The organism is Nisaea denitrificans DSM 18348, assembly GCF_000426505.1.
In the GTDB taxonomy this organism is placed as follows: Bacteria; Pseudomonadota; Alphaproteobacteria; order Thalassobaculales; family Thalassobaculaceae; genus Nisaea; species Nisaea denitrificans.
On record NZ_KE384532.1, the window covers coordinates 256,193 to 275,036 of the forward strand.

At 59.4% G+C, this 18,844-nt stretch carries 20 protein-coding genes and 2 tRNA genes; 14 read left to right on the forward strand and 8 right to left on the reverse strand.

Annotated elements, in window-relative coordinates; genetic code table 11:
• Positions 1-92 precede the first annotated feature (92 nt).
• Together cmk and aroA are read right to left on the reverse strand one after the other, a co-directional pair.
• On the reverse strand, positions 93-725 hold the full coding sequence (gene cmk / locus K328_RS0121055; RefSeq protein ID WP_028467653.1) for a (d)CMP kinase: 633 nt from the start codon (positions 723-725) through the stop codon (positions 93-95).
• A complete protein-coding gene (gene aroA, locus K328_RS0121060; RefSeq protein ID WP_028467654.1) occupies positions 722-2,053 on the reverse strand; it encodes a 3-phosphoshikimate 1-carboxyvinyltransferase in 1,332 nt (443 codons plus the stop codon). Before aroA ends, cmk begins: the two co-directional genes overlap by 4 nt.
• Before the next feature lie 222 nt (positions 2,054-2,275).
• Here aroA and K328_RS0121065 point away from each other — a divergent pair, with 222 nt between their 5' ends.
• Together K328_RS0121065 and K328_RS0121070 are read left to right on the forward strand one after the other, a co-directional pair.
• On the forward strand, positions 2,276-2,707 hold the full coding sequence (locus tag K328_RS0121065; RefSeq protein WP_028467655.1) for a TIGR02300 family protein: 432 nt from the start codon (positions 2,276-2,278) through the stop codon (positions 2,705-2,707).
• A 106-nt stretch (positions 2,708-2,813) separates the two neighbouring features.
• Positions 2,814-2,889 (forward strand) — tRNA-Ala (locus K328_RS0121070).
• A 413-nt stretch (positions 2,890-3,302) separates the two neighbouring features.
• Here K328_RS0121070 and K328_RS0121075 read toward each other — a convergent pair.
• Both K328_RS0121075 and K328_RS0121080 read right to left on the reverse strand, forming a co-directional pair.
• Positions 3,303-3,653 (reverse strand): hypothetical protein, encoded by a 351-nt coding sequence (locus K328_RS0121075; protein WP_028467656.1) that lies wholly within the window; start codon positions 3,651-3,653, stop codon positions 3,303-3,305.
• 566 nt (positions 3,654-4,219) lie between these two features.
• Positions 4,220-5,173 (reverse strand): complex I NDUFA9 subunit family protein, encoded by a 954-nt coding sequence (locus K328_RS0121080; RefSeq protein WP_036555293.1) that lies wholly within the window; start codon positions 5,171-5,173, stop codon positions 4,220-4,222.
• Between the two features lie 228 nt (positions 5,174-5,401).
• Between K328_RS0121080 and K328_RS0121085 the strand changes: the two genes are divergently transcribed.
• The 8 genes from K328_RS0121085 (at position 5,402) to ptsN (ending at position 11,743) form a co-directional block, all read left to right on the forward strand.
• Positions 5,402-5,488, forward strand: a tRNA-Leu gene (locus tag K328_RS0121085).
• A gap of 176 nt (positions 5,489-5,664) precedes the next feature.
• Positions 5,665-6,276 carry a ribonuclease D gene (locus K328_RS0121090; protein ID WP_028467658.1) on the forward strand — a complete coding sequence of 204 codons (612 nt, stop codon included), beginning with the start codon at positions 5,665-5,667 and terminating at the stop codon, positions 6,274-6,276.
• A gap of 172 nt (positions 6,277-6,448) precedes the next feature.
• The gene (gene lptC / locus K328_RS25300; protein ID WP_156901539.1) at positions 6,449-7,156 is read left to right on the forward strand and encodes an LPS export ABC transporter periplasmic protein LptC; all 708 of its coding nucleotides are present in this window, start codon (positions 6,449-6,451) and stop codon (positions 7,154-7,156) included.
• A complete protein-coding gene (locus K328_RS0121100; protein ID WP_028467659.1) occupies positions 7,156-7,995 on the forward strand; it encodes an LptA/OstA family protein in 840 nt (279 codons plus the stop codon). Before lptC ends, K328_RS0121100 begins: the two co-directional genes overlap by 1 nt.
• A gap of 46 nt (positions 7,996-8,041) precedes the next feature.
• The gene (gene lptB / locus K328_RS0121105) at positions 8,042-8,836 is read left to right on the forward strand and encodes an LPS export ABC transporter ATP-binding protein (RefSeq protein WP_036555296.1); all 795 of its coding nucleotides are present in this window, start codon (positions 8,042-8,044) and stop codon (positions 8,834-8,836) included.
• An 11-nt stretch (positions 8,837-8,847) separates the two neighbouring features.
• Positions 8,848-10,431, forward strand: coding sequence for an RNA polymerase factor sigma-54 (rpoN, locus tag K328_RS0121110; RefSeq protein ID WP_028467661.1), 1,584 nt, complete (start codon positions 8,848-8,850; stop codon positions 10,429-10,431).
• Between the two features lie 171 nt (positions 10,432-10,602).
• Positions 10,603-11,181 (forward strand): ribosome hibernation-promoting factor, HPF/YfiA family, encoded by a 579-nt coding sequence (gene hpf / locus K328_RS0121115; protein ID WP_028467662.1) that lies wholly within the window; start codon positions 10,603-10,605, stop codon positions 11,179-11,181.
• Positions 11,182-11,278: 97 nt separating this feature from the next.
• Positions 11,279-11,743, forward strand: coding sequence for a PTS IIA-like nitrogen regulatory protein PtsN (ptsN, locus tag K328_RS0121120; RefSeq protein ID WP_028467663.1), 465 nt, complete (start codon positions 11,279-11,281; stop codon positions 11,741-11,743).
• A 49-nt stretch (positions 11,744-11,792) separates the two neighbouring features.
• Here the strand turns inward: ptsN and K328_RS25305 are convergent, their stop codons facing one another.
• The 3 genes from K328_RS25305 to K328_RS25315 all read right to left on the reverse strand — a co-directional run bounded on the left by K328_RS25305 (position 11,793) and on the right by K328_RS25315 (position 13,473).
• Positions 11,793-12,020 (reverse strand): hypothetical protein, encoded by a 228-nt coding sequence (locus K328_RS25305; RefSeq protein ID WP_051285351.1) that lies wholly within the window; start codon positions 12,018-12,020, stop codon positions 11,793-11,795.
• 66 nt (positions 12,021-12,086) lie between these two features.
• Complete coding sequence (locus K328_RS25310; protein WP_036555299.1) at positions 12,087-12,551, reverse strand: Hsp20 family protein; 465 nt, start codon at positions 12,549-12,551, stop codon at positions 12,087-12,089.
• Between the two features lie 193 nt (positions 12,552-12,744).
• Positions 12,745-13,473: a protein phosphatase CheZ gene (locus K328_RS25315; protein WP_205620724.1), complete on the reverse strand. Its 729-nt coding sequence runs from the start codon at positions 13,471-13,473 to the stop codon at positions 12,745-12,747.
• A gap of 358 nt (positions 13,474-13,831) precedes the next feature.
• Between K328_RS25315 and K328_RS0121140 the strand changes: the two genes are divergently transcribed.
• The 4 genes from K328_RS0121140 (at position 13,832) to K328_RS25330 (ending at position 17,860) form a co-directional block, all read left to right on the forward strand.
• A complete protein-coding gene (locus K328_RS0121140; RefSeq protein WP_028467664.1) occupies positions 13,832-14,779 on the forward strand; it encodes a hypothetical protein in 948 nt (315 codons plus the stop codon).
• Between the two features lie 110 nt (positions 14,780-14,889).
• Entirely contained in the window at positions 14,890-16,335 is a 1,446-nt protein-coding gene (locus K328_RS25320; protein WP_084608468.1) for a pentapeptide repeat-containing protein, read from the forward strand.
• Positions 16,335-16,805, forward strand: coding sequence for an MmcB family DNA repair protein (locus tag K328_RS25325; protein ID WP_036555302.1), 471 nt, complete (start codon positions 16,335-16,337; stop codon positions 16,803-16,805). The genes K328_RS25320 and K328_RS25325 overlap by 1 nt, the downstream gene beginning before the upstream one ends.
• Before the next feature lie 356 nt (positions 16,806-17,161).
• A complete protein-coding gene (locus K328_RS25330) occupies positions 17,162-17,860 on the forward strand; it encodes an NUDIX hydrolase (RefSeq protein ID WP_036555305.1) in 699 nt (232 codons plus the stop codon).
• Positions 17,861-17,880: 20 nt separating this feature from the next.
• On the opposite strand, the gene K328_RS0121165 is transcribed toward K328_RS25330, so the two are convergent.
• On the reverse strand, positions 17,881-18,801 hold the full coding sequence (locus tag K328_RS0121165; protein WP_028467666.1) for an FkbM family methyltransferase: 921 nt from the start codon (positions 18,799-18,801) through the stop codon (positions 17,881-17,883).
• Between the last annotated feature and the right edge of the window lie 43 nt (positions 18,802-18,844).

The window sequence follows — 18,844 nt, forward strand, 5'->3', positions numbered from 1 at the left end:
AACGCGGCTGAGCCTGTCAGCCACCGTTGGTTTCCAAAACCGGTCATCGGACCTAATGACCGGCATCTCTCACGTTCCGCAGACTGCGGTGATCAGCCCGCGTCTTCAATCACGTCCAGCGCTGCTGTAAAAGCTTCGTCCGGGGTCATCGAAGACGTGTCGATCAGGATCGCATTGTCCGCTTGCTTCATCGGGGCATCGCTCCGACCGGCGTCGCGGGCATCACGTTCACGCATATCCTGCAAAACGCGCGCATATATAGCGGCCTCGCCCCGTTCCTGCAACTCTTTGAATCGCCGTTCGGCCCGGGCTTCCACAGAAGCGGTGACGAAGAGTTTCCGGTCGGCGTCCGGGCAGATCACCGTGCCGATGTCCCGGCCATCCAGTATGGCCCCGCCCGCATTGCCCGGCGGATGCGTGGCGAACTGCCGTTGAAAACCTGTCAGCGCTGCCCGGACTGAGGGGATTGCCGCGACCTTGGAGGCAGCGGCCCCGGCTTCGCCCGTGCGCAGATCCGGGCTTCCCAGCAGGTCGAGATCCAGCGTGCGGGCCGCTTCCGTGGCGGCCTCCACATTGTCGGGAGCGCCGTTCCGGTGCAGCACCATCACGGCAACAGCGCGATAAAGCGAGCCGGTATCCAGATAGGCATATCCCAGATGATCCGCGAGCCGCCGGGCAAGCGTGCCCTTGCCGGCTGCTGCCGGCCCGTCAATGGCGATGATCATGTGACGGCTCCGCTGTTGATCTTCGCACCGGCGCCGCGCATCAGGTCGGCGAAACCGGGGAAGCTGGTGTCGATGGTCCTGGCATCGTCGATGGCGACCGGAGCCTGGGCCCCCATGCCGAGGACGAGGAAGGACATGGCGATCCGGTGGTCGAGATCGGCTGCGATGGTTGCGCCACCAGCCACGCCATTCGAGGAGCCGGTGACGGCTAGCGTATCCTCGCCCTCCTCGACACGGACGCCCGTGGCGGCAAGGCCGCGTGCCATCGCTCCCAGACGGTCACTTTCCTTGACCCGCAACTCGCCGACCCCGCGCATGATGGTGGCGCCCTCGGCGAAGGCGGCGGCGACGGAGAGGATCGGATATTCGTCGATCATGCTCGGCGCGCGTTCCGCCGGAACCTCGATGCCTTTCAGCGCGCTGCTACGTACCCGGATGTCGCCGATAGGCTCTCCGGCCTCGATACGGCGGTTCGAAATCTCGATATCCGCGCCCATCTCGATCAGCGTTTCGAACACGCCGAAGCGCAGCGGATTGAGGCCGACCGCCGGCAGGGTGATGTCGGAGTCCGGTGTGATCAGTGCGGCCACGGCCGGAAAGGCGGCGGAGGAGGGATCGGCTGGAACGACGATATCGCTTGCCTTGAACTCGGGCTGACCGGTCAGCGTGATGACGCGCCCCTCGGGAAGATCCTCGACCCGCACGTCCGCGCCGAAATGGCGGAACATGGTTTCGGTATGGTCGCGGGTTTTTTCAGGCTCGATCACCGTGGTCTCGCCCGGAGTGTTGAGGCCGGCAAGCAGGATCGCCGATTTCACCTGGGCCGAGGCGACGGGAAGCGTGTAGCGGATGGGCAGCGGGTCAGTGGCGCCTTCGACGCACAGCGGCAGGCGGCCGCCGGCGCGGCCGTGAAAGGCGGCGCCGATCTGGCTTAGCGGGGTAATGACGCGGCCCATGGGGCGGCGGCGCAAGGAAGCGTCGCCGGTGAAGACGGCATTGATCGGATGACCGGCGACCAGTCCCATAAGAAGCCGGGCGGCGGTTCCGGAATTACCGAGGTCGAGCACGTCCTCCGGCTCGTCGAGCGTGCCGATGCCGCGTCCGAAGACTTCCCATGTGCCGTCGTCCAGCCGGTTCACGCTGGCGCCGAGTGCGCGCATGGCGGCGGCCGTCGCGAGCACATCCTCGCCTTCCAGCAGCCCCGAAACCGCGGTCCGGCCGATGGCGAGGCCGCCGAGAATCAGGGAGCGATGGGAAATCGATTTATCGCCCGGCACCTTGAGGGTTCCGGAGAGCGCAGCGCTTTTTGATGAGGTAAGGGATGTCATGGGATTCTCACGGGGCTTTTCGCGGACAAAATCGCGTCGGCTTCGGGTTGACCGCAGGCTCTCTATCACAGAGGCTGGCGGCCTGTCTGGGGGAAATAGGCACGACTGGCGGGATTCCGGGGGCTCCGTTGCGCATTTTCACTTTGACAGATGGGCGCATCACAGTTATTCGGCGCCTCTTGCAATAGCGATCCAGAGTCAAGTGACTGTCGGAGGAACGACGTGGCGAAACCGGAATGGGGCATCAAGCGCACCTGCCAATCCTGCGGCGCGCGCTTCTATGACCTGATGAAATCTCCCATCGTCTGCCCAAAATGCGAAACCGAGTACGATCCCGAGGCGGTGCTGAAAAGCCGTCGGGCGCGTCCGGTTCCGGTGGCGGATGTGAAGAAAAAGAAACCAGCCGAGGCTGAGGACGCCGAACTCGAGGAAGAGGACGATGGTGTCGAGGAGCTTGCCTCGGATGAGGACAAGGTCGTCGTCGCAGATGACGCTGATGATGACAGCGATGATGACGATGACGATGACGGTGAAGACACGTTGATTGCCGATCTCGACGACGATGATGATGTTGTCGACGACTCTCTTCTCGATGACGATGACGATGACGACGCTGATGTCGTTGTCGTCAAAAAAGACGACGAAGATCTCTGATCACGGGTGTTTTGACGATATCGTTAAAAAGCACTTGATCCATTGGGCTGGGCTCGCTACATAGCGAGCCCACCCGCGCCGGGGCCCAAACCGGCGCATGGTTATCGGGGCCATAGCTCAGCTGGGAGAGCGCTACAATGGCATTGTAGAGGTCAGCGGTTCGATCCCGCTTGGCTCCACCATCGAAGCCCGCTGGGAAACCAGCGGGCTTCGTCCATTTCGGGCCTCAATTTCTCACAATATGGAGTGTTGAGAACCGCTTGGCGCGTGTCTGGGGCTCGCCAGATCCGTGGGGGACTCTTAAAGGGCTCCGCTGGTCGCGGTCAGCGCGCTTGTGACGGGTAGGCGTTCTTGAGGCGCGAATGTTAGTGCCTCAGTTTGAAAGGTATCTTCCGGAGAGTCTCACAGCTTCGGCGCATTGATGCGCCTTGGTGCCGTATCGGCAGGCCAAGCGTACAGAAGAGGTTCTAGAGGCCGCCCGGGGCGGGACCGGTCAAGATCTATAAGCGGTCCGCGCGCCGGGGATATTCGGGGCCTTGTCGCTAACGGGCAAAATCTAGTGAAGGGCAGATTCTGCCAAGAAGCTTGGTGTAGGTCAGGCTTTTGCCATGACTATTTCGATGCAGGCCAGCGCCAGCGGGCGTGACGGGCTTCCTGCGCCAGGCAGTGTGGCCCAACCGGAATCCATCATGACATCGTCACGCTGGTAGGATTGCGCTTTTTCCAGGTCGGCCAGTATTTTGGCCGCATTCGGGTCTGTCTTGGATCGGGCGACGCAGACCGGGACAAAGGCTTTAACGACTTCTGTTTGCGCCCTGTCGGAAGCAATTTTGTCCGCCTTGCTGCTGGTAATCCAGCCGCCCCAGGTAAAGCCGACTATTGTGATGGCGATAGCACCAAATCCGCAGCCAAGAATGCTCGGCTTAACCCATTCAGGTAATGTCAAAGTGTTCACTCCATCTGGCGGCGCCGTGGCCGCAGGTTCATATCCGGGTGTCGCGTTTCTTCAGGCAGAAGACGGCGCGCTCAGTGAGCGCGGTCTTGTCAATGATGCAATAATTTGAAAATACCGAAGCTAGTCGCAGCTTTAATGCTGACGCCCTTCTCCGTATAAACAAAATAATTACAGAACTTCACTTTATACATATAGGCACGACGAGAAATAAAATTACAGGAAAATGCTGGGTATTATAAAATAAGTATTTAATAATTTTTTTGTTGAAGGCGATTTTTTATTTGTTGTGTGCGCGATTTTTTCAGATTGTTGAGGGACGCGCTGTGCGACGAGCGGTAAAGCGTTCATGAGGGACGACCCGCGCGGGGTGGGCCGGTATCGCCCGGCCCATCATGAAGGGATGTTGCAACTCTGGAGCTCTGTTGCCGGAGTCGTGGCGACCCGGTGCAGCCCAGCCATATCCTCAGGGGGAACGCAGATTCATCGTTGGACGCGGAAACCCCGATGCGGGTTGCCCCGCACCGGCCTTCAGGTCCGGCTACCGATAGCTGACGGTTCTAGGCGGCGCGAAAGCGGTTGTAGCGGCCGCCGGAACGGAACCGGTCGAGATAGGTCGGCAGGATCGCCTCGCAGGCTGTCGGCTTGATGCCGAAGTCTGCCAGGGTTGCCGCCCCTTCTGAAACCACATTGTCCGATTTCAGCAAAACCACCTGATCGCGGGTCAGCGGCGGTGTCGGCAACAGTTCGAGGAAGGTTGCCTCAAGGGAGGCAAGCCAGAACGGGATCTGGACCAGTCGGCATTTGCGACCGGTCTGCGCCACCACCAGTTCCATCAGATCCCTGAAGCTGTATGTCGTCGGGCCGCCGAGCTCGTATGTCTGGCCTTCCGCCGCGTCGGACGTCAGGGCCGCAAGAGCGGCACGGGCGACATCATCGACATAGACCGGCTGGAACTTCGTCTGACCGCCGCCGATAAGTGGCAGGAAGGAAAATGCTTCCGCCATCGTGCCGAAACGGTTGAAGAAATCGTCGTCGGGACCGAAGACAATGCTCGGCCGCAGGATGGTCGCTGTCGGGAAGGCGCTCTTCACGGCGGCTTCGCCGGCGGCCTTGCTGCGGGCGTAACGGGAGGCCGAGTTGGCATCTGCGCCGATGGCGGAGACATGGACGAACCTGGTGACGCCTGCTTTCGCGGCTTCGGCAGCAATCAGGCCCGCGGCCGTGCCCTGCACGGCGTCGAACCGGTTGCGCCCGCTCTCGAACAGGATGCCGCAGAGGTTGACGGCCATATCCGCGCCCTCAAGGGCCGCTGCAATGCCATCGCCCTTGGTCACGTCGACATGCACCGGGGTCACCTGTCCGACAACACCCTGAACCTTGAGATGCTTGGCCCCCTCGACATCGCGGCAGCCGACGGTCACCCGGGCGCCCTGCTGCGCGAGTTCGCGCACGATGTTACGGCCGATAAAACCGGAGCCGCCGAAAACGGTGACCTTCTTGCCTCGGAACATGGTTGTTGTCCTTCTCAAGGGCGCCATTTCGGTTCCAGAAAAACCGGAGGCGCATTCCATAATCTTACCGCCGCTTATAATATAGCAGAGCGGCCCGGGCGATCAAAAATCCCGGGCAACGACATGATGGGCAACCGGATTGTCATATCGCCGCAAAAAGCCTTTGACAGACGCGCCGCGTGCTGGCATTTACCCGGCCTCACCGGCGGACACCTACCCGCCGGTTGTGCCCAGGTGGCGGAATTGGTAGACGCGCTGGCTTCAGGTGCCAGTGGCCGCAAGGTCGTGGAAGTTCGAGTCTTCTCCTGGGCACCATCTCTCCTCAAAGTCGATCTGATACCCGGATACGTGCTCGGTCCGACTTCGCCTTGGCGCACCATCTCTCCTGAAAGAAATCGCAAAACCGTTGGCGGGTCCCGATATTCTGTCGTAGGACCTGATTTGCGTGTGGCCGTTCATAGGCCTTGGACCAGATGGAGCAGGAGAGCCCCATGACCATCACTTTGCACAAGGGCGATCTGCCGGACGGTCTCGATCTCGGGCCGGTGGTGGCGATCGACAGCGAGACCATGGGGCTGCGCCCGGAGCGCGACCGGCTCTGCGTGGTCCAGCTTTCCTCAGGCGACGGCAATGCGCACCTTGTTCAGTTCGCCAAGGGCGCTCATGACGCCCCGAACCTGGCCCGGCTGCTGACAGACCCGAATGTTCTGAAGCTGTTCCACTTCGCCCGCTTCGATGTGGCGGTCATGCAGGCCTATCTCGGCGTGGTGACGGCTCCGGTCTATTGCACGAAGATCGCGTCCAAGCTGGTGCGCACCTATACGGACCGCCACGGTCTCAAGGATCTTTGCCGGGAGTTGCTCGGCGTCGACATGTCAAAGCAGCAGCAATCCTCGGATTGGGGCGCGGACGAGCTGACCGAGGAGCAGATGACCTATGCGGCATCGGACGTGCTCTATCTGCACAAGTTGCGCGAAGAGCTGGATCGTCGGCTTGTGCGTGAAGGCCGTGATGGGATCGCCGCTGCGAGCTTTGCCTACCTGCCGACCCGTGCGGCGCTTGATCTGATCGGCTATGGCGGCGAGGATATTTTCTCTCATTGATGGCGGAAACATCGGGATTCGTTGACCCTTTGGCGCTCATTCGCCATACTTCCGCCGTATAGACAAGCAATTGTCGGGCCAAAACGTCGCGCATGGTGGTGCCGACCTGAACGGACTGGTGCCGCACGCGGGAATCCAAAGTGATTCCGAGGGATTCACGAAAGAGGATTGGATGGCCGACCATATCGCGGAAAATGTGGGTGGAAACCCCGACGGTCGGCGTTTCATTCCGGACGGCCCGCGCACGCTGAGAGCAGACCAGTTCCGCGCCAGCCGCCTAGTGGGCTTCATGAAGCTGATCCTTCCGGCATTGGCGCTGGCCATCATCGCGCTCATTGTCAGTTGGCCTCAATTGATCCCTGATCACACGAAATTCCGGCTCGGCGACAAGGTAAAGAATGTCCTTGTCGCGGCGACGGACGGTCTCAGCATGGATCAGCCGCGCTATGTCGGCGTCGATGAGGAGCACCGGCCCTATGAAGTAACGGCCTCCCGCGCCAGCCAGCAGTCCCATGGCGACGACCGGCTCGACCTGGTCAATCCGCAGGCTGACCTTGAGGTCAGCGACGACGAATGGATGGCACTTTCCGCCGCCACCGGGATCTACGATAAAAAGCAGAAAACGATCGATCTGGCGGGCGGTGTGACGGTATTCCACGATCAGGGCTACACGGTGACGTCCGATACCGCTCAGGTGTTGCTGGATAAGGGCATGGCGAGGAGCGACGATCCGGTCAGCGCCCATGGCCAGAGCGGCATCGCGACCGGAGAGGGTTTCCGGATCTATGATCGGGGCGCACGCGTTGTGTTCACCGGCAAAAGCAAGATCATCTTCTTCCCGGCTCAACTCCAGGGCGGCAAGCCCCAGGGCGTGAATTAATGCAGAATCAGTCTTTTCATCGGTATTTCAGCGGTGTTTTTGGCGCCGTGTCCCTGCTCGCCGTAATCGTCTATGGCTCGGCTGGTGCTTATGGCCAATCCCTTCAATCTGCCAACGGTGACAACGCGCCTGTCACTGTCGAGGCGGATGACGGTATTGAATGGATCCGCGAAGACCAGATGTATGTGGCGCGCGGCAATGCCAGGGCCGAGCGGGGCGGAGTGGTTGTCGCCGCCGATACGTTGACCGCGCTTTATCGCGACCAGAGCGGTGCCACGGACATCTATCGGATCGAGGCGATCGGCAATGTGGTGATTACCTCCGAAAAGCAGACCGGATATGGCGAGCGGGCGGTTTATGATCTGGACGAGGCGGTTGCCGTCCTGCTCGGCACCAAGCAGCCGCCCCGGCTGGAAACCGGAACCGAGACCATCACGGCACGCGACAGTCTGGAATATTGGGACAAGCGTCAGATCGCCGTTGCCCGCGGAAATGCGGAGGCGAAGAAGGATGACCGGACGATCCGGGCCGATACACTGATTGCCCGTTTCGAGGAAGATGCCGCGGGTACTCTGGTCGCGAAACGCATGGACGCGGTCGGCAATGTTGTGATCACCACGGCCGAGGAGGTCGCGCGCGGGGACGAAGGCATCTACAATGTTGATTCGGAGACCGCCATCCTTCAGGGGAATGTGCGGATTACCCGGGGAGAGAACCAGCTGAACGGCGAACGGGCCGAAGTGAATCTCAAGACTGGTATCAGCAAACTGCTGGCCGGTCCGGAAGGCACACGGCAGCGGGTCAGGGGATTGTTCAATCCGAAGTCGGGCAAGAAATGACCCGGCACGGCAAACGGCACACCGGAAAGCGGGGCATAGGCTAGGGATGAGCGATAGCAATATCGGTGAGACGGACAGCTCCGCGGGGGCTGGCGATGGCCCGCGCCTTGTCAGCAGCAATCGCGGGCTTGTCGTGCGGAATCTCGGCAAGCGGTATAAATCGCGGCCGGTGCTGCGCGATGTCAGCCTTTCCGTGCAGCGTGGTGAGGCGGTCGGTTTGCTCGGCCCGAACGGCGCCGGCAAGACCACCTGTTTCTATGTCATTACCGGGCTGATCTCAGCGGATTACGGCTCCATCCATCTCGATGGCGCCGATATCTCGGATCTGCCGATGTACCGGCGCTCCCGTCTCGGTATCGGTTATCTACCCCAGGAGGCGTCGATCTTCCGGGGGCTGACGGTCGAGCAGAACATCCGCGCGGTACTTGAGATCGTCGAGGACAATCCCAGCCAACGTGATGCGTTGCTGGAAGACCTGCTTGCCGAATTCTCGATCAGCCATTTGCGCCGGACCCCGTCCATCGCGCTGTCGGGCGGTGAGCGCCGCCGGGTGGAGATTGCCCGCGCCCTGGCATCGCATCCGAACTTCATCCTGCTCGACGAGCCGCTGGCGGGTATCGACCCGATCGCGGTCGGGGAAATTCGCGATCTGATCTCCCATCTCAAGGATCGCGGGATCGGCGTCCTGATCACCGATCACAACGTGCGCGAGACCCTGGATATCGTCGACCGAGCGTTCATCCTGCATGATGGAAAGGTCCTTATGGACGGCGCGCCGGATGAGATCGTGTCCAATCATGACGTTCGTCGGGTTTATCTCGGCGAGCGCTTCAGGCTCTAGGGAGACCGGATTTGGCGCTCTCAGCCAGACTGGACCTCAGGCAGTCCCAGAACCTGGTCATGACGCCGCAGCTGCAGCAGGCGATCAAGCTGCTGCAGTTCAACAATCTTGAGCTGAACGAATTCGTCGAAGCGGAAATCGAACAGAACCCCCTGCTTGAGCGGGATGACGGCGACGGGCCGGCGACGCTTGAAGCGCTCGAGGCGGATAATATCGCGGCCTATGACAAGGCGGTCGAGGGGGAGGGTGCTCCGAGCGATGCAGCCGCCGACAGCGGCTGGGAAGAGGCGCCCGACGGCCCCGATACGATGGACCGGACAAGTGCGGAATCCTTGCCTGCGGGTAACGATGATCCCGGTGATGCGGATTACGACAACAACTGGAGCAGTGCCAGTGTCGAGGAGGCGGACCCGTCCCTGTCGCCGACCCTCGGTAGTTGGGAGAACGCGGGCAGCGGCGGCGGGCGTGGCGGAGAGGATCTGCCGGGCCTGGAAGAGTCCGTCGGCCAGGACAAGACCCTGCGCGAGCATCTTCTCGAACAGATAACACTCGATATCGTGCAGCCGGACGAGCGAATCATCGCCGCCGATCTGCTCGATTCTCTGGACGATGCTGGCTATTATACCGGCGACCTCGAGGACGTGGCGGAGCAGCTTGCCTGTCCCCTCGAAACAGTCGAGGCCGTACTCGGAAAAATGCAGAGCCTGGACCCGCCCGGTATCTTTGCCCGAAACCTTTCGGAATGCCTCGCCTTGCAGCTGAAGGACCGGAACCGGCTCGATCCGGCGATCCAGGCCCTGCTCGATAACCTGCCTCTGCTGGCCAAGCGCGACATGCAGGGGCTGCTAAAGATCTGCGGTGTCGATGTCGAGGACATGACCGAGATGGTCGAGGAGATCCGTTCCCTCAACCCGAAGCCGGGTCTCGCCTTCGAGCGGGATACCAGCGAGGCGGTCATCCCGGATGTGCTGGTACGCCCGGCGCCGGACGGAACCTGGATTGTGGAGCTGAACCCGGACACCTTGCCGCGCGTGCTGGTGAACAACGCGTATCTCTCGCAGATCAGCCGGGCACCGAAACAGAAATCCGATCGCGAGTATCTAAGCGAGTGTCATCAGTCGGCAAACTGGCTTGTGCGCTCGCTGCATCAGCGAGCGACGACGATCCTGAAAGTGGCGGGCGAGATCGTCCGTCAGCAGGATGGCTTCTTCCAGCATGGTATTCAGTATCTCCGGCCGCTTGTGCTGCGGGACATCGCGACGGTGATCGAGATGCATGAAAGCACCGTCAGCCGAGTCACATCGAACAAGTTCATGGCGACACCGCGCGGTATTTATGAGCTTAAGTACTTCTTCACCAGTGCCATCGCATCATCGGCGGGTGGTGATGCTCTTTCCGCGGAGGCGGTCCGGTTCAAAATCAAGAAATTGATCGACGAGGAACCACCAACCAAAGTGCTATCGGATGATCGCATCGTGGAAATACTGAAGGGGCAAGGCGTAGATATCGCACGTCGAACAATCGCAAAGTATCGTGAAGCGATGAAAATTCCCTCGTCGGTTCAGAGGAGGCGCGAAAAATCGATGCGAATTTGATCTAGTTGTCGGGCACTTAGGAATCCGGTAAGTGCAACGCTTGACTCTCCCCTTGGGCGCGAATAAGTTCCGCGCCTTCGTCGGAGGGGCGACGTTCAGGCTGGATTTTTTGGGCTTGCGTGCCTCGAGCCAGACACAGACAGGTCCGATTTCATCGACCGCGAAAGAAGCATGCAATTATCGATTAAAGGCAAGCAGGTCCAGGTCAGCGAGGCGCTCAATGAACATATTGAGCGTCTGGTCACTGCGATCTCCGAGAAATACTTTGGCGATCCTCTCGACGGCAGCGTGACCGTTTCCAAGGAGGGGAGCGATTTCCGTACTGATATCGCTGTCCATGTCGGGCGCGAGATGTTCGTGCGCGGCCAGGGTATCGCGGCGGACGCTTATGCGTCCGCGGACAAGGCCGGCGAGCATATCGACAAACGCCTGCGCCGGTTCAAACGCCGCGTCCGCGATCATCATCGCGGGGAGGCTGGCGTAAAAGTTGCAGCGCAGCAGTACGTCCTCGCAGCGGACCAAGCCGCTACGGAACCCGTGGTCGAGGATGAGTGGCAGCCGGTGGTTGTCGCAGAAATGACGACCTCGATTGAAGATCTCTCGGTTGAAGAAGCCGTAATGCGTCTCGAGCTCGGGGAACTACAGGTCGTGATGTTCCGGAACAGGGCACACGGTGAATTGAATGTGATTTTCCGTCGCAGTGACGGAAATATCGGTTGGATCGATCCGAAGGGGCTGGCTCAGGGATGAGCTTGTCCCTTTGTGGACCGGCACGGCGTCCAGGCTGCTCCCTCGATGGAGAAAGCCTGCGCGATGCCAGATATGAAACGAGAGCAGGGTAGACCCGATGGAAATCGCGGACATCCTAATTCCGGAGGGAGTTCTCCCTCATCTGAAGGTCACCTCGAAGAAGCAGGCACTGCAGGAGCTTTCCCGCCGTGCTGCCGACGTGACCGGACTTGAGCAGAGAGAAATCTTTGACGTGCTGTTGGAGCGTGAGCGCTTGGGCACGACCGGTATGGGCAATGGCATTGCAATACCGCATGGCAAGCTGCCATCGCTTGATCGCCTCTATGGGATCTTTGCGCGCGCCGACCGTGCCGTCGAGTTCGATGCGATCGACGACAAGCCGGTGGACGTCATTTTCCTGCTGCTTGCTCCTGAATCCGCCGGTGCGGATCACTTGAAGGCCTTGGCCCGGGTCTCCCGCCTTCTGCGCGACAAGGGGATCTGCGAGAAGATCCGCGGCGCGGACAGTGTCGATGCGATCTATGCGCTTCTGACTGAAGCGACTGCCAGCAACGCGGCCTGACGCCTCCGTTACACTTTATTTTTTTGAATGGTTCAAGCGTGTCCGCATCCTATTGGATGCGGGCCGCCTGCATTTCGTTCTCGGCGATCAGGGAGACAGCGGCCTCCCAGCTCGGCGCGTCGGCGACCAGCTTTCCATCCGCGGTGCGGATTTCGAAATTCTCTTCACCATCACTGGTCACCGGCTTAACAAAAGCGATATCGAACAGCCCGAGCGCGGCAAAGTCCCGCGTATTCAGCTGGCGCACGCTGTTAGATCCGTTCATTTCGGTTCCCATTTACATCTCCGATTCCGGACAATGTCCTGTTGACGTCCTGATTGCTAATCCGCAAGTCGACGGACGTTAGTCAGCCCGCTCGACATCGAGCTTTGTTCTTGTGTTCGATGCCGCCGGCTTCTTGCCGGCATTGATCTCGATCGTCTGAACCTTCACCTCGGGCATCGGGCGGCGGAGATCGATGTGGAGAAGGCCGTTGTCGAGGTCTGCGGATTGAACTTCGATACCCTCTGCCAGAACAAACGTGCGCAGGAACTGGCGCGCGGCAATACCGCGATGCAGGTAAATCCTGTCGTCTTCCTCGATCTGCCGGCCGCGAATGACCAGCTGATTGTCCTCGATCTGCACACTGAGTTCGTCGGAGCCGAAACCAGCTACGGCAAGCGTGATGCGGAGGCCGTCACTGGAGGTTTGCTCGATATTGTAGGGCGGGTAACCGTCGGCCGTGGATTTCGATATCCGGTCGAGCGTCCGCTCGAAATGGTCGAATCCGAGCAGGAGCGGAGAATTGAAAACTGACATACGTGACATGGGACCAACCCCTCATGGCATGAGCGAGACGATCTTCGAGCCCGCTTCGCGGCACTCAGGGCGCGCATCCTCATTGATCACGCGCCTACTTCATGTAGGTGATCCTCGGGCCGGGATCAAGATCCGGCTCCTTAGTCCCGTGTTTCCCGGTGAATTTACCCTGACACGCGGCACAGGCCGTTTGCGGGAAACCCTAGTCGAAAAGGGCGTCGATATCGTCCTGGCTGAGGCCCGGGGCCCCGAGTGCAGGCCCATTGAGAAGGCCTGCTTCCTCCTCTGACACGCCGTCACCGGTTCTGGATTCGTCCTCGGGGATCGGCAGATCCTTGAACGCCTCAAGGCCGCCCCAGATGTCGATCATGGCCAGGATCCGGCTCTCGATGAAGCGCAGTGTCTTCACCACCTGATTGATCCGCTGGCCGGTCAGGTCCTGGAAGCTGCAGGCTTCGATGATCGAAATGAGCTGATTGGATGCCTGATCGATCAGTTGCTGGACTTCCGGATCGTCGAGCGTGAAGCCGTGAATCTGCTTCAGCGTGCCTTCAATGGCATCGACCGATTCCATGATCTCGTTGGTCGCGGTTTCCGTAGTCTGCACGATCGTGTCCAGCTGCAGGGAAGCCGTCTGCATCTGGTCTTCCGCTGACATCGGGTGTTTGATCGCTGCGATCTGGGTCTTGGCCTTGCCGATCGAGCGGACCATCTGCGCGATTTCGATTCGCAGATCGTGGTCGATCGGGTTTGCTTCCTGATGCGCCCCGGTTTCCTGGGTTTCGTGGGTCTCTTCTTCAGGCTCGGGCAGCCGCTCGGGAGCCGTCACACCCATTCCGATTGCCTTGCGAATCTCGGAAAGCTCGGTTCTCAAGCTCGAAATCTCGGCGAGAAGGGCTTCTTCGAACGCGCTGGAAGAGAAAGATGGCATGATGTCCTTCGCAGTGGTTGGCGATTGGACCGGATATCCGCGTTCTTGAGCGCGGCGCTCCACCGAGAAAACTCTTCCCTTAGCATCACCCACGGCGCGACCTCAGCACTTGTTAGACTTCAGGGCGCGCCCGATTTTTACTCTGTGCGACGCCACTCCAATTAGACTACACCATAACCTGAGCGTTCCTAATTTTCCGTTAATCAATTTTGTCTATCAAAGTTCTGTTGATGGCATACGTTGGATTAGATTGATAATGATGTTAGCAATTCGTTCAGTCTTCTGGCGTATGACGGCATTATGAGACAGGGCGACCGGCCCTTTACATGTGATCTGGGCCCTGTGATCTGGAGCGAAAATGACCGCTGCTGAAGAAGAAGGCGCGCTGGACCCGTCCACGCACTTCGCTTTCGAGCATAAGATTTTCAAGGTTAACGGCGCGCATTTCAAGCTGACCGGTCAGGACCGGATTCCGGCTTTGCGCGTGAAAGTCGGCGATCTTGAAGCGTCGGTCCCGCTTGAATCCCTGTGTACGGAGTTTGGTATCGAGGAGGATTCCCAAGACGGGAAACTGCTTGTCACGGTCCGTAAGGGCCTGAATTACGTCAAGGATATCCGGCCTGGCGATACTATACCGCGCGAGTTGCTTGACGGTTCGGCCAGTTGGTCGATTGAAGAAAAGCATCTCGAACGCGCTAAGAACCGCCTGATGGCGCAGATTGCCAAATGGGTCTCCGGCGAAAATGTCTCCATGGAGGAGTCGGATATTCAGGCCGAGCTGGCAAAGCCAGAGACCAAAGCACGCATCCAGAACGGCGTTGCCGACATTGCTGAAAAGCTGGGCCTCGGCAAGGAGCGTAAACAGGAAGTGCTCGACCTGGTGGACCGGGTCGCACGTGAGCTCGCCTATATTGAAGCCCTGCGCGACCGCTTTGCCCATGCGAGTGCGATCCAAACCAAACTGGTCCAGGTGATTGCCCTGCATCGCGGTGACAGACAGTTCATCAGTGAGGTGCAGCGCGTGCGCACCCTGATGGAGCCGCCGATCCGCGATTTCAGCTTCATCTTCGATCAGGTCGATGCCCAGACCGGTGAAATTCTTACGGTGCTGAGAAGTTACGACAAGCAGATCAATTTCATTCGCGAGATGCGGGATGAACTGCACAAGAAGATCATGATCTGGGATGAGGTGATTGAGACCTGGGAGATTGATCTGTCGACGCGCTCCAAGGGGATTCGCGAGGCCGTGCAATCAACCTACAGGTTTGTGGCGTATAATTTTCCGCAAGCTCAGGATTGGATGTAGCGTCTCTTCCGTCACTATTGTTTTGCAATCCACGTTCAAAACACAATTTACTGAAAGATACGCATTCAGGCTTCGTGCCGATGCACAGAGTTGGAGAGTAGGCGCGCTTCTTGCCAGGACAAGACCCTGACAACGATCAAGACCCTGACATCGATGCGGTGACGGGCATCCCGTCCGAAGTCGCTTGGGCGGCATCGGAAAAACGTTTGGATCTCGGCGCTTCCGCGACTGGCGACCTTCCCCTGAGGAAAATCTCTGTTCCGGAGCTCGAGGATATTATCGAGCGTCACGGTATGTTTCTGCGAGGCCAGAGCGGTGGCGGGCGCGCCAACCTGCCGGGCTACGATCTGAAATATATGGATCTTGCCGGCAAGGACCTGCGCGGTGCCGAGTTGTCCGGCTCCTCATTGCGAAACGCCAATATCGAGGGGGCAAACCTTCAGACGGCGAATCTCTTCGCCTGCGACATGCGTGAAGCCATCCTGAAGGGCGCTGATCTTTCCCGTGCCGACCTCCGGGGCGCCTGCTTGCGCGGGGCCGATCTCTGCGATGTATTGCTCATGGAGGCGGATCTCCGGGACGGAGTTCTGCTGAAGCCGGACCGGAAGGGTAATCTCGTCGCGGTGACCTACAATACCGTCGATGCGGATCTGGCTGTCGCCAACGCGACCCGCGCGGATATGAGCAGGGCCCGGCTTTCCAACGCCTTCATCGTGCAGACCGACCTGACCGACGCGAAGTTGCGCAACACACGCTTCGTTCGCGCAGATCTCAGTCACTCCAATCTGACAGGGGCCGACCTTGAAGGAGCCGACCTGACAGAGGCAGTGCTGACCGGTGCGATCCTGAACGGAGCCATCCTCTACAATGTGGTCTTCAGCGGCACGGACCTGACGGACGCGGATCTTGCCGGAGCGGTGTTCTCCAACATGAACCCGGGTGACCCGCAGTTCCGCCTTGCTCGGATGCCGAAGCTGCTGGATACCCTCGGTCCGGAAATGGCGGATATCATGGTCCGCCATGACGTCTGGATCAAAAGTAACGGCAAGGAAGGCGAGCGGGCCAATCTTGCGCGCAGGGACATCAGCCGTCAGAGCCTCAGCCGTCTTAACCTGGCGGCGGCCAATATGGAATGCTGCGTCCTGACGGGATGCGATCTCTCCGGCATTAATCTGCTGATGGCGGACATGGCGCTGGCCGATCTGCGGACAGCGGATCTGTCCAATGCGGATTTGCGTGGAGCCACCATGCGCCGCGCCAACCTGATGGAAGCGCAGCTTGTCGGCGTACAGGCAAGCCCGGTCCAGATTGTCGGGGCGAAAACGCAACATTGGCCTGCGCATTTCGATCGGGCCCGGTTCGACAAAGCTGTGCTGCGCGGTGGCGATTTCCATCAGGCGGAGATGAGTGGCGCTGTTTTCACCGGTGCCGATCTGCGGGACTGTGATCTGCGGGGGGCAGTGCTCCGCGATGCCGAATTCGACGGCGCGGACCTGCGTGGTGCGGACCTCTCCGGAGCGGATACGCGCGGGGCGACCAATCTCGTTCTGGACTGATGGCTGCGGGCATGCTGATCCGGCCCGAAATAACTCTCAAGGTTACCCGTGGGGTTACGCGCCTGTTTTCCAATCTCGACTGGTGTCATGTGACCGAGATGCCGTTGCGGTCCGGGCGCCGGGTTGACGTCATGGCCCTGGATGCCTCCGGAGGCATCGCGATTGTCGAGGTTAAGTCAGATCAGGCCGACTATCATGCAGACGGGAAATGGCACGAGTACCTTGATTTCTGCGACCGGTTTTATTTCGCCGTAACGCCGGAGTTCCCGCGCCAGATCCTGCCGGACGATCCGCGTTGCGGGCTGATTCTGGCGGATCAATATGACGCTGTGATTGTCCGGGATGCGGAGATGACGAAATTGAATGCCGCGCGTCGCAAGTCCCTTACCTTGAAGCTGGCGAGAACGGCCGCACGACGCCTTTCCGTATTGATGGACGCCGCCGGGGAGGGCGGGGGAGTGTCCGTGTAAGAAAGACATTATTCGTGATCGTTGGGCGTTAATGGAAGTTGTTTTGTGCAACCCATGAATTTTGCGCAATTGTGCATTGCAATATATGCGAATCTTGCATGGCTCTTCGCGACCTATATTCGGTTTGTGCATTCGTTCACCTTCGAAAGGAACACGAACATGAACCAGTTCAGCATCACCCAGACCCTCCTGACCTGTGCCGGCATTCTCAGCCTGCTTGGTTCCGTCGCTTATTACGGTGCGATGAACAACATCTAACACCTGCTCTTTCGGAAGGGCGCGCGATCGGGGTTGGAGGTCTTGCTCCAACCGGCCTAGACTGGGCGGTATCAATTACGCTTGGTTTATGAGTTCTCATGAGACGCGCCCCGCCGAAATCCCTGCCCAGCCTCGCCGAGCCCGGACAGAAGCCTGTACGCCCGAAGGATTCAGGCAGCCTGATTGTGCTCCAGCGTCAGGGTGACAGCCTTAACGTCCTGATGGGGCGACGGGCCAAGAAGGCCGTCTTCGGCGGTGTCTACGTCTTTCCGGGCGGCAAGGTCGATGCTGCGGACCGCTCTGTCGGTTTCGCCAGCGATCTCGCACCCGATGTCCTCACCCGCATATCCAAAGACCAGCGCCGCGCGCGGGGATTCTCCGTGGCGGCGGTTCGGGAAACGTTCGAGGAAACCGGCCTGTTGTTGGCGGGGCCAGCGGATGTCGGCGCGACCAAGCACGAGACCTGGACGGATTTTGCCGAGCGCGGCGTTGCGCCGGATCTTGGCAAGCTCGGCTATGTTGGCCACGCGATCACGCCCGCGAAGCGCAAGGCGCGCTTCAATGCCCGGTTCTTCTTCGCCTGGGCTGACGACATGACGGGCGATATTGGCGGCAGCGGTGAGCTGAGCGACCTAGATTTTTTCCCTCTGGCTGAAGCCCTGAAGCTTCCCTTGGTGGACGTGACAGAGTTCATGCTGCTGGAGGTGCAGCGCAGATATGCGGAAAACCTGGCGCCGCGGGAAAAATATCCATTCTTCAGCTACAGAACGGATGCGCCGTATATCCGCTATAGCTGAGAAGTCGGCCTGCCGGAGCGCTATTTTGGTTGAACGAGAACGTTGAAAACGGCCGATCGTTCGATGCACTCGATCTGTTCCAGGCCGAGTGCGGCCAAGTCTGCAAAATCCTGCTCTGCCGTAGTTTTGTAGCATTCTAGAATGATTTTGGTGCGGTCTCTGCGGATGAGATCCAGCACCGATTTGATAATGCGTAGCTCCGCACCCTCGACGTCCATCTTGATGAAATCGACCCGCTCGGGCCAAAGCGTTCTTAAGGCGCGTTTCGGAATCGCAGGGCCGATGCCTTCGATGGCTTCACGGCTGCTCGCCAGGTTGATTCGCTGCACCATGTTGAGCACACCGTCTTCGGCATCGACCGCGATATCGAGGTTCGAGGCGTCGATGTTCTTCAGGTTGTTGAGCGCAATGTTCCGGCGCAGAAGCTCGCAGGTTTTCTTGATCGGCTCGAAGACGTGGATTGTTGCGTTCGGGCGGGCCGTTGCCAATGCAATGGCGTGGTTTCCGACATTCGCTCCGAGATCGAGGACGATATCGTCCTCACCCATATGCTTCAGAATAAGGTCGATTTCTTCCGGCTCGTAAAGTTTCTGCCGGATATGCTGAATCTCGAGTTCGCTGTTGTGCCCGGAGATCGCGAATTTCAGGGTATGGCCGTGGAACGGGACTTCAGCGACATCGTTTCCTGCCTGCAGGAACGTCGCGATCTCCTGGCTGGCGGTGAGATTCATGAAGAGACTTGGGTGTTGTGCTTCGATACTTGACGCCTCGCCAAGCAGGCTCCTGCAGATATCCAGTACCTTGTCGTATCGTTTGCGCACAAGATTGAGAAGGGCGAGTTCGCCAAGATAAAGGGCTGTATGTCCCGGTGAAATCTGTTGCCTTATCGCTTTTGACAGGATTTCTTCCGCGACATCAAATTGCTCTGCGTTTTCGGCCATAAAGACGGAGACCAAAATGCTCTCATGTGTGTTGGGGGTCGTT